Origin of the sequence: Croceicoccus marinus (assembly GCF_001661675.2) — a bacterium.
Lineage (GTDB): Bacteria > Pseudomonadota > Alphaproteobacteria > Sphingomonadales > Sphingomonadaceae > Croceicoccus > Croceicoccus marinus.
This window is the reverse complement of sequence record NZ_CP019602.1, coordinates 1852464-1870830: the sequence shown is the minus strand read 5'-3', so window position 1 is coordinate 1870830 and position 18367 is coordinate 1852464. Positions and strand designations below refer to the sequence as shown.

15 protein-coding genes, 1 tRNA gene and 1 pseudogene are annotated in these 18367 nt (G+C 67.4%); 5 read left to right on the top strand and 12 right to left on the bottom strand.

Features of this window, described 5'->3' with window-relative positions:
• The first annotated feature begins 71 nt into the window (after window positions 1–71).
• Together proB and A9D14_RS08800 are read left to right on the top strand one after the other, a co-directional pair.
• Complete coding sequence (gene proB, locus A9D14_RS08805; protein WP_415877329.1) at window positions 72–1235, top strand: glutamate 5-kinase; 1164 nt, start codon at window positions 72–74, stop codon at window positions 1233–1235.
• Window positions 1232–2134: an NAD-dependent epimerase/dehydratase family protein gene (locus A9D14_RS08800; RefSeq protein WP_066845403.1), complete on the top strand. Its 903-nt coding sequence runs from the start codon at window positions 1232–1234 to the stop codon at window positions 2132–2134. Before proB ends, A9D14_RS08800 begins: the two co-directional genes overlap by 4 nt.
• Before the next feature lie 4 nt (window positions 2135–2138).
• Here the strand turns inward: A9D14_RS08800 and A9D14_RS08795 are convergent, their stop codons facing one another.
• The 8 genes from A9D14_RS08795 to sseA all read right to left on the bottom strand — a co-directional run bounded on the left by A9D14_RS08795 (window position 2139) and on the right by sseA (window position 9476).
• Window positions 2139–2933, bottom strand: a complete 795-nt coding sequence (locus A9D14_RS08795) for a phosphoadenylyl-sulfate reductase (protein ID WP_066848684.1) — start codon at window positions 2931–2933, stop codon at window positions 2139–2141.
• Entirely contained in the window at window positions 2926–3393 is a 468-nt protein-coding gene (locus A9D14_RS08790) for a DUF934 domain-containing protein (protein ID WP_066845400.1), read from the bottom strand. The genes A9D14_RS08795 and A9D14_RS08790 overlap by 8 nt, the downstream gene beginning before the upstream one ends.
• Entirely contained in the window at window positions 3386–5020 is a 1635-nt protein-coding gene (locus A9D14_RS08785; RefSeq protein WP_066845397.1) for a nitrite/sulfite reductase, read from the bottom strand. The genes A9D14_RS08790 and A9D14_RS08785 overlap by 8 nt, the downstream gene beginning before the upstream one ends.
• 1 nt (window position 5021) lies before the next feature.
• Entirely contained in the window at window positions 5022–5318 is a 297-nt protein-coding gene (locus A9D14_RS08780; protein ID WP_066845394.1) for a DUF2849 domain-containing protein, read from the bottom strand.
• Entirely contained in the window at window positions 5315–6094 is a 780-nt protein-coding gene (gene cobA, locus A9D14_RS08775) for a uroporphyrinogen-III C-methyltransferase (protein WP_066845391.1), read from the bottom strand. The genes A9D14_RS08780 and cobA overlap by 4 nt, the downstream gene beginning before the upstream one ends.
• Before the next feature lie 100 nt (window positions 6095–6194).
• Window positions 6195–7340 carry a mechanosensitive ion channel family protein gene (locus tag A9D14_RS08770; RefSeq protein ID WP_083987803.1) on the bottom strand — a complete coding sequence of 382 codons (1146 nt, stop codon included), beginning with the start codon at window positions 7338–7340 and terminating at the stop codon, window positions 6195–6197.
• On the bottom strand, window positions 7337–8605 hold the full coding sequence (metC, locus tag A9D14_RS08765; RefSeq protein ID WP_066845387.1) for a cystathionine beta-lyase: 1269 nt from the start codon (window positions 8603–8605) through the stop codon (window positions 7337–7339). The genes A9D14_RS08770 and metC overlap by 4 nt, the downstream gene beginning before the upstream one ends.
• A complete protein-coding gene (gene sseA / locus A9D14_RS08760; RefSeq protein WP_066845383.1) occupies window positions 8598–9476 on the bottom strand; it encodes a 3-mercaptopyruvate sulfurtransferase in 879 nt (292 codons plus the stop codon). Before sseA ends, metC begins: the two co-directional genes overlap by 8 nt.
• An 80-nt stretch (window positions 9477–9556) precedes the next feature.
• Here sseA and queF point away from each other — a divergent pair, with 80 nt between their 5' ends.
• The 3 genes and pseudogenes from queF to A9D14_RS08745 all read left to right on the top strand — a co-directional run bounded on the left by queF (window position 9557) and on the right by A9D14_RS08745 (window position 14986).
• Window positions 9557–10018, top strand: coding sequence for a preQ(1) synthase (gene queF / locus A9D14_RS08755; protein WP_066845381.1), 462 nt, complete (start codon window positions 9557–9559; stop codon window positions 10016–10018).
• Between the two features lie 204 nt (window positions 10019–10222).
• Window positions 10223–12877, top strand: coding sequence for a hypothetical protein (locus A9D14_RS08750; protein ID WP_083987802.1), 2655 nt, complete (start codon window positions 10223–10225; stop codon window positions 12875–12877).
• Between the two features lie 131 nt (window positions 12878–13008).
• A pseudogene (locus tag A9D14_RS08745) lies at window positions 13009–14986 on the top strand (TonB-dependent receptor plug domain-containing protein).
• 7 nt (window positions 14987–14993) lie between these two features.
• Here A9D14_RS08745 and A9D14_RS08740 read toward each other — a convergent pair.
• The 4 genes from A9D14_RS08740 to A9D14_RS08725 form a co-directional block, all read right to left on the bottom strand.
• Complete coding sequence (locus A9D14_RS08740; RefSeq protein WP_066845377.1) at window positions 14994–15821, bottom strand: undecaprenyl-diphosphate phosphatase; 828 nt, start codon at window positions 15819–15821, stop codon at window positions 14994–14996.
• Between the two features lie 118 nt (window positions 15822–15939).
• Window positions 15940–16015, bottom strand: a tRNA-Thr gene (locus A9D14_RS08735).
• A gap of 46 nt (window positions 16016–16061) precedes the next feature.
• On the bottom strand, window positions 16062–16958 hold the full coding sequence (locus A9D14_RS08730; protein WP_232468479.1) for a hypothetical protein: 897 nt from the start codon (window positions 16956–16958) through the stop codon (window positions 16062–16064).
• Window positions 16958–18280, bottom strand: a complete 1323-nt coding sequence (locus tag A9D14_RS08725; RefSeq protein WP_066845365.1) for a replication-associated recombination protein A — start codon at window positions 18278–18280, stop codon at window positions 16958–16960. The genes A9D14_RS08730 and A9D14_RS08725 overlap by 1 nt, the downstream gene beginning before the upstream one ends.
• Window positions 18281–18367 lie beyond the last annotated feature (87 nt).

Here is an 18367-nt window from a genome sequence, read left to right as displayed (position 1 = left end):
ACACTGGCCTGTTGAACACTGGGTCAAATCTACCCTTTCCTTGCGGCGCTTGAGTTCCTAACTGCTTTCCCATGCAGAAACCTGACGCCATGATCGCCCATCTGACCGACCTTCAATCGCCGGAGGCTTGCGGCAGGCTGGTGGTCAAGGTCGGATCGGCGCTGCTGGTGGGCAAGGACGGAAAGCCCCGCCGCAAATGGCTGACCGGCCTCGCCAACGAAATCGCGCAGGCGCGCGACCGCGGGCAGGAAGTGATCATCGTCTCGTCGGGCGCGATCGCGCTGGGCGCGGCGATCCTGGGGCTGGAAAAGGGCGGGCGCGGCAGCCTTGCCGACGCGCAGGCCAGCGCCGCGGTCGGCCAGATCGCCCTGTCGAGCCTGTGGGCTGAATTGCTGGGCAATCACGAGCTGACCGCCGCGCAGGTGCTGATCACGCTGGAGGACCTGGAAGGCCGCCGCCGCTATCTCAATGCGTCGGCCACGCTGCACCGCCTGCTGGAAACCGGCGCGGTGCCCGTGGTGAACGAGAATGATACCGTCGCGACTCATGAAATCCGGTTCGGCGACAACGACCGGCTGGCCGCGCGCGTCGCGCAGGCGGCCAAGGCGAACGCGGTCATCCTGCTGTCCGACATCGACGGGCTTTACGACAAGCACCCGTCCGAACCCGGCGCGTCGCGCATCCCGATGGTCTGGGGCGTGGACGACGAGGTGCGCGCCATGGCGACGGGCGATTCGGATTCGGGCATCGGATCGGGCGGCATGCGGACCAAGGTGAACGCAGTGGAAATCGCCGAGCGCGCCGGCATCGCGCTGGTGATCGCCAATGGCAAATACGACCAGCCGATCGCCCGTGCCATCGGCCTGCACGGCGACGACGGCATCGGCACGCTGTTCCTGGCCCGGCGGCACGACACCGCGCGCAAGGCCTGGATCGGCGGCCGCCTGCGCATGAAGGGCACGCTGGTCATCGACGAGGGCGCGGTGAACGCGCTGCGTGACGGCAACAGCCTGCTCGCCAAGGGCATCACGCGGGTGGATGGCGGCTTCGTACGCGGCGATCCCGTGCGGATCGAGGGGCCGGACGGCGAATGGCTGGCCAAGGGGCTGGCCGAATATGACGCGCCCGAATGCGCGGCGCTGGTCGGCCTCCACACCGACGAGCAGGAGAAGGTGCTGGGCTATACCCCCCGCTCGGCCGTGGTGCACCGCGACCAGCTCGTCATGCTGCGATGAGGATAGCCCTGACCGGCGCGACCGGGTTCGTCGGCTCGACGCTGATGGATCATGCGCTGGAGGAGGGGCATGAATTACGCGCTCTGACCCGCCGCGACCAGGATGCGCGCACCGGCGTGACATGGGTGCGCGGCGATCTGGCCGATCATGCGGCGCTGCTGCGCCTGGCCGATGGCTGCGACGCGGCGATCCATGTCGCGGGCGTGGTGAATGTGCCCGACCGGGCCGCGTTCGAGGCAGGCAATATCGCCGGCACGCGCGCGGTGGTCGCAGCCGCCCTTAAGGCCGATGTGCCGCGCTTCGTGCATGTCTCGTCACTGGCTGCGCGCGAGCCCGGACTGTCCGACTATGGCTGGTCGAAAGCGGGCGCAGAGGCCGAGGCGGCGGAGGCGCGGGGCTGCGTCATGGTGCGTCCGCCCGCGATCTATGGCCCGCGCGATACCGAGATGTTCGAGCTGTTCCGCGCGGCCAGAAGCGGCGTCGTGCCGCTGCCCCCGCGCGGCCGCGCATCGATGATCCATGTCGCCGACCTGGCCCGCCTGCTGCTGGCGCTGGCGGTCGGAGGCAAAGCGGAGGGAGCGATCTACGAAGCCGACGACGGCCACCCGAACGGCTGGACGCATGCGGAAATGGCCCGCATGATCGGTGCCGCCGTCGGCCGCAGGATCGTGCCGATCCACATGCCCCGCAGGCTGGTCGGACTGGCCGCCAGCATCGACCGCGGCTTTCGCGGCGCAAAGGCCAAACTGACGCCCGACCGTGCCCGCTATATGTGCCATCCGGACTGGACCGCCCACGCGGACCGCCAGCCGCCCGCAAGCCTGTGGCAGGCGCAGATTCCCACGCCCGAAGGACTGCGCCAGACGGCCGAATGGTACCGCGCGGCAGGGTGGCTTTAGCCCCCTAGAAGACCGGTTCGTAATCGGGCGGCAGGTTGCTGCTGTCGCCGGCACCCGTGGCCGAATGGATGCCGCATTCGGTCTTGTCCCAGCCCCTCCAGCGGCCCGAACGCGGATCCTCGCCCTCGGCCACCTTGCTGGTGCAGGGCATGCATCCGATCGAGGGATAGCCCTGTTCCACCAGCGGATGGCGCGGCAAATCATGCTTGTCGAGATGGGCCTGCAAATCCGCCACCGACCAGCCGATCAGCGGATTGACCTTCAGCCGTCCGGCGGTGTCGCTTTCGTCGATCTCGAACACCGGCAGTTCAGCGCGGGTCGCCGACTGGAATGCCTTGCGACCGCTGATCGAGGCGTCGAATTCGGCCAAAGCCCTGGCCAGCGGCACGACCTTGCGAATTTCGCAGCAGCCATCGGGGTCGTATGACCAGCGCAGCCCGCTTTCGTCCTTGGCCGCCAGCGCGGCGGGATCGGGGCGCAGATTGACCACGCCGGTCAGTCCCAGCGTGCCGATCAGCGTATCGCGATACTCCAGCGTCTCGGGGAAATGCTTGCCGGTTTCCAGGAACAGCACCGGGGCCCCCGGGTCGATGCGCGAGGCGAGATGCAGCAGCACCGCGCTCTCAGCGCCAAAGCTGGACACCAGCGCGACCTTGCCCGCCACGCCGTCCACCAGCACCGCGCGCAGGATGTCCTCGGCGCTCGCCTCGGCATAGCGCGCGTTGAGTGCGGCGGCATCGGCGTGCGTGAAGCGCGGACCGGTGTCGATGCGATCTATCGAACGTGCAGCCTCAGCCATCGGCACCGGCATCATCGTTCAGCCCATGGCGCAGGCCCCAGATCGGGACACGGCCATCGGTCGTCTTTTGATAGACATCGTCCCAGCGCGCGAAGGCGGCCTCGACATCTGCTTCGTTCATCGGCTTGTCGGGCTGGAACGCGTCGAACCCGCAGCGGCGCATATAGGCCAGCTGATCGACCGCGACATCGCCCACGGCCCGGATCTCGCCGGTATAGCCAGCTTCGCGCAGGATCTGCGCCGCCGAATAGCCCCGGCCATCGGTGAAGCTGGGAAAGTTGATCTCGACCCGCGTCACATGTCCCAGGTGGGGCAGCAACTGGCGCGTGTCGTCGCCCGGCTCGATACGGACCGCGCCTGCATTGGACTGCTCGGCAAAGGAATCGACGGTCACGGCAGGGGCTTCGCTGGTCGCGTCATCGCGCAGCCGGACCAGTTCGGTAAAAGTCGCGTCAGTCATAAAGAGCCTCCTTGAAAGGAGCCATGCCGATCCGGCGATAGGTATCGAGGAACCGCTCGCCATCGCTGCGCTGCGCCAGATAGACGTCGGTGACGGTCTCGACCGCAGCGACGATGCCGTCCTCGTCGAAACCGGGCCCGGTGATCTTGGCGAGCGACGTATCCTCTGCTTCCGAACCGCCCAGCAGCAGCTGGTAATTCTCGGTCCCTTTGCGGTCGACGCCCAGGATGCCGATATGGCCCGCATGGTGATGCCCGCAGGCATTGATGCAACCCGAGATCTTCAGCTTCAGCTGGCCCAGTTCCTTACCCTTGCCATTGGCGGCAAAACGCTCGGAGATCTTCTGCGCGACCGGGATCGAGCGCGCATTGGCAAGGCTGCAATAGTCGAGGCCGGGGCACGCGATGATGTCGTCGATCTGGTCGAGGTTGGGCGTCGACAGCCCCGCCGCGTCCAGCCGCGCGAACAGTGCCGGAAGGTCGGCGACCTTGACATGCGGCAGAACGATGTTCTGCGTGTGCATCACGCGGCATTCGTCAAAGCTGAACTCGGTCGCAAGATCGGCCATCAGGTGCATCTGTTCCACCGACGCATCGCCGGGGATGCCGCCGACGGGCTTCAGCGAAATCACCGCGCTGACATAGCCGTCGGCCTTGTGCTGATGCGTGTTGCGGTCGACCCACAGCGCGAAATCGGGATCGCCGCGATCGATGTCCGACGAAAGACCGCTCTCGAACGCGGGGTCCGCGAAATAGGTCTTGATGCGCTCCAATTCGGCGAAGGGCGGTTCGACGCCCTGTTCCAGCATATGCGCGTATTCTTCCTCGACCTGGCGGGTATATTCCTCCGCGCCAAGCTCGTGGACCAGGATCTTGATCCGCGCCTTGTACTTGTTGTCGCGCCGGCCATAGCGGTTGTAGACGCGCAGGCACGCCTCGGCATAGGTGATCAGCCGGTCGAGCGGCACGAAGGCATTGATGCAGGGCGCGATCATCGGGGTGCGGCCCATGCCGCCGCCGACATAGAACGCCGCGCCGATCTCGCCGGAATCGTTCCGAACGATCTGGATGCCGATGTCGTGCAGGCGCATCGCCGCACGGTCGGTATCGCTGGCGATCGCCGCGATCTTGAACTTGCGCGGCAGATAGCTGAACTCCGGATGGAAGCTCGACCACTGGCGCATCAATTCGGCATAGGGGCGCGGGTCGATCAGCTCGTCCGCCGCGGCGCCTGCGAAATGGTCGGAGCTGATGTTGCGGATGCAATTGCCGCTGGTCTGGATGGCATGCATCTCGACCTTGGCCAGATCGGCCAGGATCTCGGGAGCGTCCTCCAGCTTGATCCAGTTGTACTGGATGTTCTGGCGCGTGGTGAAATGGCCATAGCCGCGGTCGTATTTCTCCGCGATGTCGGCCAGCGCATGCATCTGCGCGCCCGACAAGGTGCCATAGGGCACGGCGACGCGCAGCATATAGGCATGCAGCTGCAGATAGAGGCCGTTCATCAGCCGCAGCGGGCGGAACTTCTCCTCGGGCAGCTCGCCAGACAGGCGGCGGCGGGTCTGGTCGCGGAATTCCTCGACGCGGGTGTCGACCATCTGCTGGTCGTATTGGTCGTACTTGTACATATCAGATCACCCAGTTGCCGGCCGTCGGGTCGGCGGGTTTCAGAGTCAGGTCGGGCCGCACGGTGGGGCCCAGCGCACGGATGCGTTCCTTGATGTGCGAGGGGCGGATGCCCTGGTCGTCGGTTTCGGCATCGACCGCATAGGGCACGTTGACGCGGCGTTCGGCTTCCTCACGCGCGGCGATCTCATCCGCACGGTCGCCCACGTCGACCGCGTCGTTGACGTGGATCGACCAGTCGGTGCCGGTCCACCAGATGACCTCTCCGGTCTTGAGGTCGTTGCCTGTCAGGATCTTCATTGTTGTGCTTCCATCGCAATATGCGCAAGCGCCGCGTCCGGCTCGCGCGTGACTTCGCCGATCACGATCAGCGCGGGGCTGCGCACGTCGTTGTCGGCCACGATATCGGGCAGGCCCGCCAATACCCCGCGCAGCACGCGCATGCCGCGAAGCGAGGCACGCTCCACCACGGCGACGGCGGCGTCGGGGGCAAGCCCGTCTTCCATCAGCTTTTCCGAAATCTGGGCCGCGGTGGCGACCCCCATATAGATCACCAGCGTGCGGCCCACGCCCGCAAGGCCCGACCAGTCCTGTTCGGATAGTCCCTTGCACTGGCCCGCGACAAAGCTGACGATGCTGGCATGGTCGCGGTGGGTCAGCGGAATCTCGGCAAGCGCCGCTGCGGCCTGCGCGGCGGAAATGCCGGGCACGATCTGCACCGGAACGCCCGCGGCGCGGCAAGCTTCTGCCTCTTCGCCGCCGCGCCCGAAGATCAGCGGATCGCCGCCCTTAAGACGCACGACATCGTTACCGGCCAGCGCCTGGGCCACCAGCAGGGCGCAAATGTCCTCCTGCTTCATCGTATGGCGCGCGCGAGACTTGGCGACGGAGATCAGCCGCGCATCGGCAGGTGCCATCGCCAGGATCTCTGCGCCGACCAGGCCGTCATGCACCACGACGGCCGCACCGGCGATCAGCCGCGCCGCACGCAGCGTCAGCAGGTCCGGATCGCCCGGCCCTGCGCCGACGAGGCTTACCATGGCAATGCGGGCGGTGGAGGAGGTGGATCTGGCCATGGAACCCAGATGGTCCTTGCCTGGCCCGAGTGCCAGCCAGAATGCCTAAAAGGGGGGGTAGGTCAGCTTTAGGCGTGACAAACCCAAGCGTATCAGCGGGTTATCCCGTGGAATCGCCCGATTTGTCGAGCCTCTGCCCGATCGCTGCGACAAGCTGGTCGAACTGATCGTTCCGGCGCAAGTTGATGTCGCGTTGCGGGAAGGGGATTTCGATCTCGCTTTCCTGGAACAGGTCCCACAGCTTCTTCAGAACTTCGGACCGGATATTCCCCAGTCCGTTTTCGGGATCGCGGATCCAGCAATGGATCACGAAATTGACCGAGCTGTCGCCATACTCCGAAAGCCAGACCGAAGGGGCCGGCGATTTCAGTACGCGCGCGCAGCTTACCGCCGCCTCGAGCATCAGCTTTTCGGCCAGCTTGATGTCGCAATTATACGATACGCCGACATTCACCTGCATGCGCACGTCGCGGCTGGAATAGGACCAGTTCTCGACCTGATTGATCATCAGGTTCTCGTTCGGGATCAGATATTCCTTTTCGTCGCGGGTCACGATGGACACTGCCCGAATGCCGATGCGGCGGATCTGGCCGAATGTCTCGTTACCCGCGGTGTCGGACACGGCGATCACGTCGCCCGGCTTGATCGACCGGTCCATCAGCAGGATGATTCCCGCGATCAGATTGCCGAACGTCTTTTGCAGGCCGAAACCGATGGCCAGGCCGAACGCGCCCGAGAATACCGCCAGCGCCGTCAGGTCGATGCCCAGGATGTCGATCCCGACCATGATCACCACGGCCCACACCAACAGCGTCAGCAGCTTGTCCGCCAGAAGGTGCTGCGTCGCCGAAAGATTGCCGAAGCGGCCCAGCGTCTTGTGGGCAAGGCGCACGCCCAGCCGGCCGATGAAGAATATGCCGACCAGCACCAGCACGACCAGTATCGCGGTCCAGACGGAGAAGCGCGTGTCGCCGATGGTCACGCCCCAGCTGTCGAGCTTGTCGATCACCCCGCCCAGGGTGATCGAATGTTCCTGCAGTGCTTCCTTGATCTGATCTGCCCCCTCGATTGGGCCTTCGGCGGCCAGGGGATCAGGCTCGGGCAGGGGGGTGTCGGTCGGCGGCGATTCTTCTGGCGGAGGCTCGGCGGGATCGGATCCCTCGATGGCTGCCGCAAGATCGGCGGTCGCGCCATCGCCTCCGCCGCCCAGCGCGGCGGCCAGTATCGCGCTCCAACCCGTCGTCATCCGCCATTCTCCATCGCGGCAAATCCGTGATCGAGGTCGGCGATCAGATCGGCCGGATCCTCTAGCCCGATCGACAGGCGTACCGCAAAACGGTCGCTTCCGTCCAATCCGCCGCCATCCGGTCCACCCCAGCCGCCACGGGGCGGCCAGTCGCGGACGGAACGGCAGCTTCCCGGATCGATCGGCAGGGCCAGGCTTTCGAACCCGCCCCAGCTATAGCCGATGCCAAACAGCCTCAAGGCATCGATCAACCGCGCGCGCGCCGCCGCGTCGCGGCCCTTCAGGACGAAGGTGAACAATCCGCAGCCGCCGGTGAAGTCGCGCTTCCAAAGATCGTGCCCCGGCGCGCCTTCCAGCATCGGGCATAGAACCGCCGCGACTTCTGGCCTGCCGCGCAGCCAGCGTGCGACCGCCAGCGCGCTCGCACTCTCCTGCCGCAGCCGCAGGTCCAGCGTGCGCAGCCCGCGCAGCGCCAGCGCGGCATCGTCGGGCGACACGACATGGCCCAATTGCTGTGCGGTGCGCCGCAGCCGGTGATAGAGCCTTTCCGTGCCCGAAACCGATCCCATCATCAGGTCGGAATGCCCGCCGACATGCTTGGTCAGCGCGGTGATCACCCCGTCGCAGCCATGCGCCAGCGCGGAAAATCCGGTCGGCCCCGCCCAGGTATTGTCGATCAGCACCCACGCGCCCGCTTCCTTTGCGGTGGCCGCCAGCGCGGGCACGTCGCACACTTCCATTGTAAGGCTGCCCGGCGCCTCCAGCAGCACCGCGCCGATCTTGCCGTCCTGCGCGCAAAGGCGGCGAAATCCCTCAACGTCCAAAGGATCGAAGAATTCGGCCTTCACGCCATAGCTCGCCATCAGCCCGGTGCCGATGCTGCGCGACGGGTCATAGGAATTGTCGGCGATCAGCAGCCGCTCGCCCGGGCGGCACACGGCCAGATAGGCCCCGGTGATCGCCGCCACGCCCGACGGATAGAGCATGGTACCGAACGCGCCTTCCTCAAGCCCGGTCAGCGCATCGGCCAGCGCCCATTGCGTGGGCGCGCCGCGGCGGCCGTAGAAGAACCGGCCGTCCTCGTTCGATGTCGCCGCCGCTTCCTTGAGCGCGGCGCAGTTCTCGTAAAGATGCGTGCTGGCGCGCCAGACCGGCGGATTGACGACGCCGCCTGCCAGATCGGGAACGCTGGTCCACTGCCTGCGCCGCCCCGCCTCGACCACGCGGGTCGCGGTGCGGTGCTTCCTGCCGTTCGGATCAGTCAAGCCGGGCTGCTCCGCCCTGTTCGCCGAATTTGGCCGGACCGGTCGCCTTGGGCGTATCGGGATCGCTGCCCCATTCGGACCAGCTGCCGTCGTACAATGCCACGTCCCGCTTCCCCAGCCGCGCCAGCGCAAGGCTTAGCACCGCCGCGGTCACGCCCGATCCGCACGACGTGATCACGGGCCGCTCGACATCCACGCCCGCGGCGACGAATTCCGCCTCGATCCCGGCGGCGTCCTTCATCGTGCCGTCAGCCTCGTACAGCATGCCTATCGGCAGGTTGCGCGCGCCGGGGATGTGGCCCGACGCCATGCCGGGGCGCGGCTCCGGCTCGTCCGCGGTGAAGCGCCCCGCGCCGCGCGCGTCGACGATCTGCTGCTCGCCGCCGAGCGAGGCCAGCACCGCCTGCTTGTCGCGCAGCAGTTCGGGCCGGAACGATGCGGTGAAATCGCCGCTGGCCGGCTCCGCCATGGCGCGGGTTTCGGGCCGCCCCTCGGCCTTCCACTTCGCCAGACCGCCATCCAGGATCGACACATTGCGCGCGCCGAACAGGGTGAACAGGAACCAGCCGCGCGCCGCACTCCTCAGCGGGCTGTCGTCATAGAGCACCACATGGCTGCCCTCCGACACGCCCAGCGCCCGCACGTGCTGCTGGAACTGCTCCGCCGTCGGCACGGTGTTGTCGAACGGCGCGGAAGGATCGTTCAGCGAAGCGAGGTTCAGGAACCGCGCCCCGGGAACATGCCCCGCCGCGAATTCCGCCGCGGCATCGCGGCCTGTGGGCGCAAGGTGATAGCTGGCATCCAGCACCACAAGATCGGCGGAGCCGAGCCGTTCGGCCAGCCAGGCGGTAGAGACGAGCAACTGAGTCATGCCCCTTGGTAGCCGATGCCATGCACCCCCGCCAAGAGCGCTCTCTTGAGCGGCGCGCCGCAAAGTGCCAAAGCGCCGCCATGGCCGACGATCATACGCAGCCCCTTTACCTAGGGCAGAACAGTTCGCTTCCCGCTTCGCCCGAGGAGGCGGTGCTCGACTACGTGCCCAATCCGCGTGCCGGTTCGCTCTACATGGTGCGCTTCGCCGCGCCCGAGTTCACCTCGCTGTGCCCGGTGACCGGCCAACCCGATTTCGCGCATCTGGTGATCGATTACGCACCGGGCGAGACCATCGTCGAATCGAAGTCGCTCAAGCTGTTCCTTGGCGCGTTCCGCAACCATTGCGGCTTTCACGAGGATGTGACCGTCGGCATCGGCCAGCGCCTGTTCGCAGAGATGGCGCCGCGATGGCTGCGCATCGGCGGGTACTGGTACCCGCGCGGCGGCATCCCCATCGACGTCTTCTGGCAGAGCGGCGCGATCCCCGAGGGGCTGTGGGTGCCGGACCAGGGGGTCTCCTCCTATCGCGGCCGCGGCTGAACCCATTGCCGGCGGTGCCGGATGCCCGCCGCATCAAAGCTGTGGAACGGCCGCGTCCCCCCGGCCCAGCGGTTTGACTTAACGGGATTTTCACCACCAATAGTTCAGACGGGCGCTTGATAGGGGGCGCGCCTGGATGGTCCGCGACGCAGGCCATGGTCGATCGAATCCGACCGCTGCTCCCCGCGGGACGCTGGGGGTATCATGGAATTGCGTTTGAACGGCTGTGCCCGCCTGTTGGCGGGGCTGGGCATCGCGTTGGCGGCAGGGCTGCACGCCCATGCCGCGCAGGCGCGCGACTGCCTGCTCGATACCAACAACGACGGGGTGGCGACCGCATCGACCGACAACGATGGCGCGGCGGAATCGGCGAACCAGCCCGACCGGCTGGCGTGCGGCCCCTATACCAGCGCGGGCGCCAGCGGAGCGGTTGCGGTCGGCGTCTCCTCCAACGCGGGCGGGGCCTATTCGCTGGCGGCGGGCTATCTGGCGGCGGCCTATCGGCAGGACGGTATCGCCGTGGGCAACCAGGCGCAAGCCAATGCGCGGCAGGCGGTCGCGGTCGGCGCCTTCGCAGTCGTGAACGGATCGGGCACCTCGACCGAAACCGATGCGGGCGTCGCCATGGGCTATGGGGCCTATGCCGAGGAAGGGGGCGTGGCGCTGGGCCGCGATTCCGATTCGCGCGGGGGAACCGCGGTGGGCCGCTTCGCCTTCGCGGCAGAGACCACGGCATCGGCGCTGGGCACGCGCAGCACGGCGGGCACCGAATCGGTGGCTGTGGGCGACAAGGCGGTGGCCAGTTTCCGCGGCGTCGCGATCGGCAGCTCGGCCGAAGCGAGCGTCGCCGGATCGACCGCCATCGGCAGCTTCGGCGCCTATGGCAGCACGCAGAAGACACTGGCGAGCGGGATCAATTCCACCGCCATCGGCGCGGGCTCGATCGCGGAAAAGGAAAACGCGGTGGCGCTGGGCGCGAAATCGCTGGCCGACGCGCCCAACACCGTCTCGGTCGGCAGCGCGACCCTGAAGCGGCGCATCGTCAATCTCGCCAACGGGGTGGATGCCGCCGACGCGGCGACCGTGGGCCAGATGAACAGCGCGATCTCTACGGCAGTGGCTGGAATCGAGCCTGCTGCGCCGAACCCCCATCTCGCGATCAACAGCACGCTGGCGGACGCGGGCGCGACGGGCACCGAATCGCTGGCCATCGGCGGCAAGGCGCAGGCGGGAGCAAGTAATTCCGTCGCGCTGGGCAGCGGATCGACCGCGAATCTCGCGAACAGCGTCTCGGTCGGCAGCGCGACGCTTAAGCGGCGTATCGTCAATCTGGCCAACGGGGTCGATGCCGCCGATGCGGCCACCGTGGGCCAGGTCAACAGCGCCATCCAGACGGCGGTGGCGGGGATCGAACCCGCCGCGCCGAACCCGCACATCGCGATCAACAGCGCGCTGGCGAACGCGGGCGCGGCAGGCACGGAATCGCTGGCCATCGGCGGCAATGCACTGGCGGGGGCGAGCAATTCGGTCGCACTGGGTAGCGGATCGACCGCGAACCGGGCGAACAGCGTCTCGGTCGGAAATTCGGGCGCGCAGCGGCAGATCGTCAATGTGGCGGCGGGAACGGTCGGTACCGATGCCGTCAATCTCGGCCAGATGAACAGCGCCATCGCCAGCGCCATGGCGGCTCTGCCACCCTCGGGCGGCGGCGCGGGCAGCCCCTATCTGGCGGTCAGCAGCAGCGGCGCGCAGCCTCTGGCGGCGGGCGAAGATGCGATCGCGCTGGGCTCGCTCGCCAATGCCTCCGCGGCGTTGGGGGTGGCGATCGGCAAGGGCAGCGAAGCCAGCGGCGGCACGGGCGCGCTGGCGCTGGGCCCATCGGCACAGGCCGTCGGCATCGGCGCGGCGGCACTGGGCGCCGAATCGGTCGCCAATGGCAGTTCGGCCCTGGCGCTTGGCTCTGCCAGCATCGCGACCGGCGAATATGCCGCCGCCATCGGGCGCGGTGCACTGGCGCAGGGCAAGGGTTCGGCCGCCGCCGGCTATCGCAGCGCGGCAACGGGCACCTATTCCAATGCCGCCGGATTCGAGGCGCAAGCCAGCGGCAGCATGTCGGGTGCCATCGGCGCGCAATCCCTGGCCTCGGGCGACCGCTCGGTCGCGGTGGGGTCGCGCGCTGCCGCAAGCAGCATCTATGCCAGCGCGGTCGGCTACCGCGCCGCGGCCTCGGGCGACCGCTCCACCGCCAACGGCTTTATCGCCACCGCCACCGCGCTGGGCGCCACCGCGGTCGGCGGCGAGGCGCTGGCCGGGCATGCCTATGCGACGGCACTGGGTTATGGCGCAAGGACCACGGCAAGCAACCAGCTGGTGCTGGGCGGTGCCGGTTCGTCGGTGAAGATCGGCGACATCGGATCCTCGACTGCGGCGCAAAGCGGCCAGATCTATGCCGTGACGGTGGACGAAAACGGCACTTTCGGCCGCGGAAGCGCGCTGGCGGGTGCACAGCAAGTGGCTTCGCTGGGCGTTTCGGTCCAGGCCATCGCCGCCGTGTCGGAAGAACAGTTCAATCAGCTTCAGGGCCAGGTCGACCAGCTGTTCGACATCGCCGCCCTTGACCGCAAGAAGATGCGGCAGGGCATCGCCACCACCGCCGCACTGGCCAATCCGCACTTCCCCAGCGAGGCGGGGCGCACCAGCTATGCCAGCAATGTCGCGCTGTTTCGCGGCGAAATGGGCGTTTCCGCCGGGCTGATGCACCGTATCGCCAGCGACACGCCTTTCGCGCTGACAGCGGGCGCAAGCTATGGCGGCGGCAGCAATACCGCGGTCCGCGCGGGCATCGCGGGAGAGTTCTGAGAACCAGGGCCCGCCATTGCGTTCACCGCCATTGCGTTCAAGCCGCAAAGCTTTACCAAGCCGCGCCTATGGCCCCGCAACGAAAAACAAAGCGCCGCATCTGGCTTCCCCGACTGATGGCGGGTGCCGCCATGCTGCATCCCGCCTACGCCATCGCGCAGGACGATGCGGATGCCGAAAGCGAACAGCCGGCGCCCATCGTGGTGACCGGCGAAGGGCTGGCCGATACCCCCGGCTCGCCGGCCTATGCGACGCGCGAGATTCCGCGCGAACAGATCCTGACAGCCGCGTCGGGCCGGATAGAGGACGTGCTGCTGGGCGTGGCGGGCTTCCAGCAATATCGCCGCTCGGACAGCCGTTCGTCCAATCCCAGCGCGCAGGGCGCGACGCTGCGTTCGCTGGGCGGGAACGCGACCAGCAGGGCGCTGGTGCTGCTGGACGGGGTGCCGATGGCGGATCCGTTCTTCGGCTACATCCCCTTCAACGCCATCGTCCCTGAACGGCTGGAGCGAATCACGGTGACCCGGGGCGGCGGATCAGGCCCGTTCGGCGCGGGCGCGCTGACCGGCACGATCGAGCTGGAAACCGCCAATGCCGCCACGCTGGGCCCGGTATCGGGCCGCGCGCTGGTCAACGACCGCGGCGCCACCGAGCTTAGCGCCACGTTGGCGCCGCAGCTGGGGTCGGGCTTTGCCGTGGTATCGGGGCGCTGGGACCGAGGGCAGGGCTTCTGGACCACTCCGCTGGACCAGCGCGTCGATGCCAGCGCACGAGCCGCCTATGACAACTGGTCGATCGGCGCGCGCGGTGTGATGCCGGCGGGCGCGCAGACCGAGGTGCAGGCCCGCATGCTGGTCTGGCGCGACGATCGCACGCTGCGCTTCGACGGCGCCGACAGCAGCAGCGAGGGGCAGGACGCATCGCTGCGGCTGGTGCACCGAGGCGAGTGGGCAGTGGATGCGCTTGCCTATGTACAGGCGCGCAATTTCAGCAATATCGTGATCAGCTCCTCGCGCTTCACCCCGGTGCTGGACCAGTACAACACGCCCTCCACCGGCTTCGGCGGCAAGCTGGAACTGCGCCCGCCCCGGATGGCGGGCCACCAGCTTCGCTTCGGTGCCGATTATCGCCGCGCTTCGGGCACGATGATGGAAAACGCGATCAGCGCGTTCACTGGCGACATTACCGCCCGCCGCCGCGCGGGCGGGGCGAACGAGGACCTGGGCCTGTTCGCCGAGGATGACTGGACGCTGGGCGCGCTGGTGCTGACGGGCGGCGTGCGCGCCGACCGGACCGCGATCACGGGCGGATATTACCGCTCGGCCGATCCAACTGGCGCGGTGACCATCGACGAGACGTTCGAGGACCGCACCGACTGGACCGTCACCTGGCGCGCCGGAGCGCTTTTCCGCGCGGGCGAGGCACTGGCCCTGCGCGCGGCGGCCTATCGCGGCATTCGCCTGCCGACCCTTAACGAGCTGTACCGCCCGTTCGTCGTCTTCCCGGTCGTGACCGAAGCGAATGCCCAGCTTGAGAACGAGGAATTGCTCGGGTTCGAGGCGGGCGTCGACCTGACCCCCGCACCGGGTGTTCGCCTGTCGCTGACCGCGTTCGACAACCGGATCGACGCCGCCATCGCCAATGTCACCCTGGCGCCAGCGCCGCAACCTGCCCGCGATCGACGCGCAGGGGATCGAGGCGGATGCCAATGTCGATCTGGGCGCTTTCGGGCTGGCGGGATCGGTGACCTATACCGACGCGGTCGTCGACGGCGCGGGCGAAGCTGCGGACCTCGACGGCTTCCGCCCGGCGCAGACGCCGCGACTGGCGGCCAGCGCGACGCTGTGGTGGCAGCCGCAGGACGCCACGCGCCTGTCCGCTACGCTGCGCCATGTCGGCAAGCAGTACGAGGACGACCGCGAGAGCGAGCCGCTGCCGGCGGCCACCACTCTCGACGCCTATGCCGAGATGCGGCTGGCGGGCAGGCTGTCCTTCGTGCTGCGGGGCGAGAACCTGTTCGACGAGACGATAATCACCCGCAATTCGGGCGGATCGATCGACCTTGGCGTGCCGCGCACAATCTGGGCGGGACTGAACTGGGGGCTTTGAAGGCCCGTCAGACCGGGTCGATCACGCCCGCCGCCAGGCACGCCAGGATGACGCTGCCCAGCAGGACGCGGTACACCACGAAAATCATGTAGCTGCGCGTGCTGATCAGCTTGAGGAAGCCCACGATCACCACATAGCCCGATACGAAGGCCACCAGCGTCGCGACGATGGTCGGCATCGCCATGCTGCTCGTGAAATCGCCCCAGTAGTTGTAGAGCTGGTAGAAGCCCGAGGCCAGCACCGCCGGGACCGCGAGCAGGAAGGAATAGCGGGCCGCCGCCTCGCGCGTGTAGCCCATCGCCAGCCCCGCGGTGATGGTGCCGCCCGAACGGGACACGCCCGGGATCAGCGCCATCGCCTGCGCGAAGCCGAAGATCAGGCCGTGCTTCCAGCTCAGCTGGTCGAGCGGGCGGGTGCGCCGCCCCAGGTAATCGGCCAGTCCGAGCAGCAGGCCGAACGCGATCAGCATGGTGGCGGTGATGTACATGTTGCGCAGATTGGTCTCGATCGCGTCCTTGAGCGTCACGCCCAGGATCGCGATCGGCAGCGTGCCGATGATGATCAGCCAGCCCATCCGCGCATCGGCGGGATCGCGGTTTTCGGCCGAAGGCAGAAGCTGGCGGATCCACGCCTCGGCAATGCGCCAGATGTCCTTGCGGAAATAGAGCAGCACCGCAGCCTCGGTCCCGATCTGGATCACGGCGGTAAAGGCCGCGCCCGGATCGCCCGAGGTCAGGAAAGGCCCCGCCAGCCGCAGATGCGCGCTGGACGAAATGGGCAGGAACTCGGTCAGGCCCTGAAGCAGCCCGACGAGAATGGCTTCGATGATACTCATGCGGAAACGATGATCCCGGTGCGATTTCGCAGTTGCACACATGGCTGCGTCGAGCAGGACGCAAGGTCAAGGGCGGTAAGGCTTTTGCCCCCGAATCGCAGGCGGGCAATTCAGAAACTGGTGCCGGCTACAGGATTCGAACCCGTGGCCCCCTGATTACAAATCAGGTGCTCTACCAACTGAGCTAAGCCGGCGTCTGGCGATGCCTTTGCAGAATCGCCGTCGGAACCGCTCTTTGCGTCAAGGCGCGCCGAAGGTCCAGCCCTCGGTGCTAGCGACGGCATCCAGGCCGGGGGGATTCCACAGCCGGTCGTCCTGCGCGGCGATGCGCAGCCACGCGGCGGATAGCAAAGCGTCGGCGCTGTGGTCGTCGACCAGGCCGGTGCCAGCGGGGGCGGCGCTGCCCAGTGCGGACAGCGCCTGGCGCAATTCCTCGTGGCTGCGGATCTTCGATGTGCCCGCGCGGCGGCCCGCGGCTATGGCGGGGATCGCTGTATAGATCTCGACGATGACGCTGCCCGATGGCGGCAGCGGATCGATCGGCCAGATGGGAATGCGCCCGTCCAGCCGGTGCAGCACGCGCATCCCGGTCAGGCTGGACTTGCCGACCTGCGCCGCGCCGACCAGGTTGAAGTTGGAATAGGGCGAACAGCCTAGCGCGGCCTGCCGCTCCTCGGTCACGCGGAAGCGGCCACGCCTGTGGACGGCGCCGGGGGCATGGAAGCGTGCCCCCTCGCGCCCGTTGTGGCGGCGGTAGAAGGCGCTGAGTTCCGGGTGGTCGACGAAGCTGCTGGCGGAAAGATGCGGATCGCCCGCGCAGATGCGGTCGATCATCGCCCATAGCGACCGGGCATCGGGCGGGCTGTCCGCCCAGCCGGGAAAGAATGCGCCGCAATCGGCATGCGGCAGCGAAATGCCCAGGTCGAGCCCGACCAGCGTATCGGCGGGCAGTTCGTCGCGCAGGATTGCCAGCACATCCTCTCGCGACCAGCCCCCCTTTTTTCCGGCGTTGGGGCCTGGATCGACCAGCACCGGCGCTCCGTCTTCGCCATGGGCTACGGCCATTGCGATCCCGCCGGGACGTTCGGTGGCCGCCCCCGACCAGTCGATGGCCACGAAATGGTCGAAGCGGGGCACTACCCCTGCTTCTCGGCGCGCTTTTTCGCCCACCATTCCATCCGCTCGATCACCTGCCGTTCGAAACCGCGCGGGACGGGCTTGTAATAGTCCTGCGGCTCCATCTCGGCGGGCCAGTAGTTCGCGCCGGAAAATCCGCCTTCGGCATCGTGGTCATAGGCATAGTCCTTGCCGTATCCCACATCCTTCATCAGCTTGGTCGGCGCGTTCAGGATGTTGGCGGGCGGCATCAGGCTGCCGGTCTCGCGCGCGTTCCTGAAAGCGGCCTTCTGCGCCTTGTAGGCGGCGTTCGACTTGGGCGCGGTTGCGCAATAGAGGCAGGCCTGCACGATGGCGAGCTCGCCTTCCGGGCTGCCCAGAAAATCATAGGCATCCTTCGCGGCCAGGCATTGCACCAGCGCCTGCGGATCGGCGAGACCGATATCCTCGCTCGCGAAGCGGACAAGGCGGCGCAGCACGTAGAGCGGCTCCTCCCCCGCGGTCAGCATGCGCGCAAGGTAATAGAGCGATGCCTGCGGGTCGGACCCGCGCAGGCTTTTGTGCAGCGCGCTGATCAGGTTGTAATGCCCGTCGCGGTCCTTGTCATAGACGGCGACACGCCTCTGCAGGAACTGGCCCAGCGCCGCGGGATCGAGCGGCGCGTCGATGTTCGCGGCATAGAGCGTCTCGGCCTGGTTCAACAGGAAACGCCCGTCACCATCGGCGCTGGCCACCAGCGCCGCGCGGGCATCGGCGTCGAGCGGGAGGGGGCGGCCGGTCAGCGCCTCGGCACGGTCCAGCAGTTTCGACAGCGCCTCGGCATCAAGCCGGTGCAGGATCAGCACCTGTGCGCGGCTGAGCAGCGCGGCGTTGAGGGCGAAGCTGGGATTCTCGGTCGTGGCGCCCACCAAAGTCACGGTGCCGCGTTCGACGAAGGGCAGGAAGCCGTCCTGCTGCGCGCGGTTGAAGCGGTGGATCTCGTCCACGAACAACAGCGTCTTGCGCCCCGCTTTCTGCATCCCCTCGGCCTCGGCGAAAGCCTTCTTCAGGTCCGCCACGCCCGAAAAGACGGCGCTGATCGCGGCAAAGCGCATGCCGACGCTGTCGGCCAGCAGCCGCGCGATGCTGGTCTTGCCGGTGCCGGGCGGGCCCCACAGGATCATGCTGGTCAGCCGGCCCGCCGCCACCATCCGCCCGATCGCGCCCTCGGGACCGGTCAGATGTTCCTGCCCGATGATGTCGTCCAGCTTCGCGGGGCGCAAACGGTCGGCCAGCGGGGCATCGTCGGTCGGGTGATCGGGCGGGCCGTGCCCTGCATCGTCATCGGCAAAAAGATCTTCCATCGCAGCGAAGATAGGCGTGCCGCGGGAAATTTCACCTATGCTTGACGCGACACCGTTAAGATATATCGTAAGAATAACGAAACGGAG

Bases quoted from the DNA above. Each gene is read 5' to 3' on its own strand.
- A9D14_RS08725 (WP_066845365.1), bottom strand. From the start codon at position 18,280: ATGGAAGATCTTTTTGCCGATGACGATGCAGGGCACGGCCCGCCCGAT.
- A9D14_RS08770 (WP_083987803.1), bottom strand. From the start codon at position 7,340: ATGACGACGGGTTGGAGCGCGATACTGGCCGCCGCGCTGGGCGGCGGA.
- A9D14_RS08795 (WP_066848684.1), bottom strand. From the start codon at position 2,933: ATGGCTGAGGCTGCACGTTCGATAGATCGCATCGACACCGGTCCGCGC.
- A9D14_RS08780 (WP_066845394.1), bottom strand. From the start codon at position 5,318: ATGAAGATCCTGACAGGCAACGACCTCAAGACCGGAGAGGTCATCTGG.
- proB (WP_415877329.1), top strand. From the start codon at position 72: ATGCAGAAACCTGACGCCATGATCGCCCATCTGACCGACCTTCAATCG.
- cobA (WP_066845391.1), bottom strand. From the start codon at position 6,094: ATGGCCAGATCCACCTCCTCCACCGCCCGCATTGCCATGGTAAGCCTC.
- A9D14_RS08740 (WP_066845377.1), bottom strand. From the start codon at position 15,821: ATGAGTATCATCGAAGCCATTCTCGTCGGGCTGCTTCAGGGCCTGACC.
- sseA (WP_066845383.1), bottom strand. From the start codon at position 9,476: ATGACTCAGTTGCTCGTCTCTACCGCCTGGCTGGCCGAACGGCTCGGC.
- A9D14_RS08800 (WP_066845403.1), top strand. From the start codon at position 1,232: ATGAGGATAGCCCTGACCGGCGCGACCGGGTTCGTCGGCTCGACGCTG.
- A9D14_RS08785 (WP_066845397.1), bottom strand. From the start codon at position 5,020: ATGTACAAGTACGACCAATACGACCAGCAGATGGTCGACACCCGCGTC.
- A9D14_RS08790 (WP_066845400.1), bottom strand. From the start codon at position 3,393: ATGACTGACGCGACTTTTACCGAACTGGTCCGGCTGCGCGATGACGCG.
- queF (WP_066845381.1), top strand. From the start codon at position 9,557: ATGGCCGACGATCATACGCAGCCCCTTTACCTAGGGCAGAACAGTTCG.
- A9D14_RS08750 (WP_083987802.1), top strand. From the start codon at position 10,223: ATGGAATTGCGTTTGAACGGCTGTGCCCGCCTGTTGGCGGGGCTGGGC.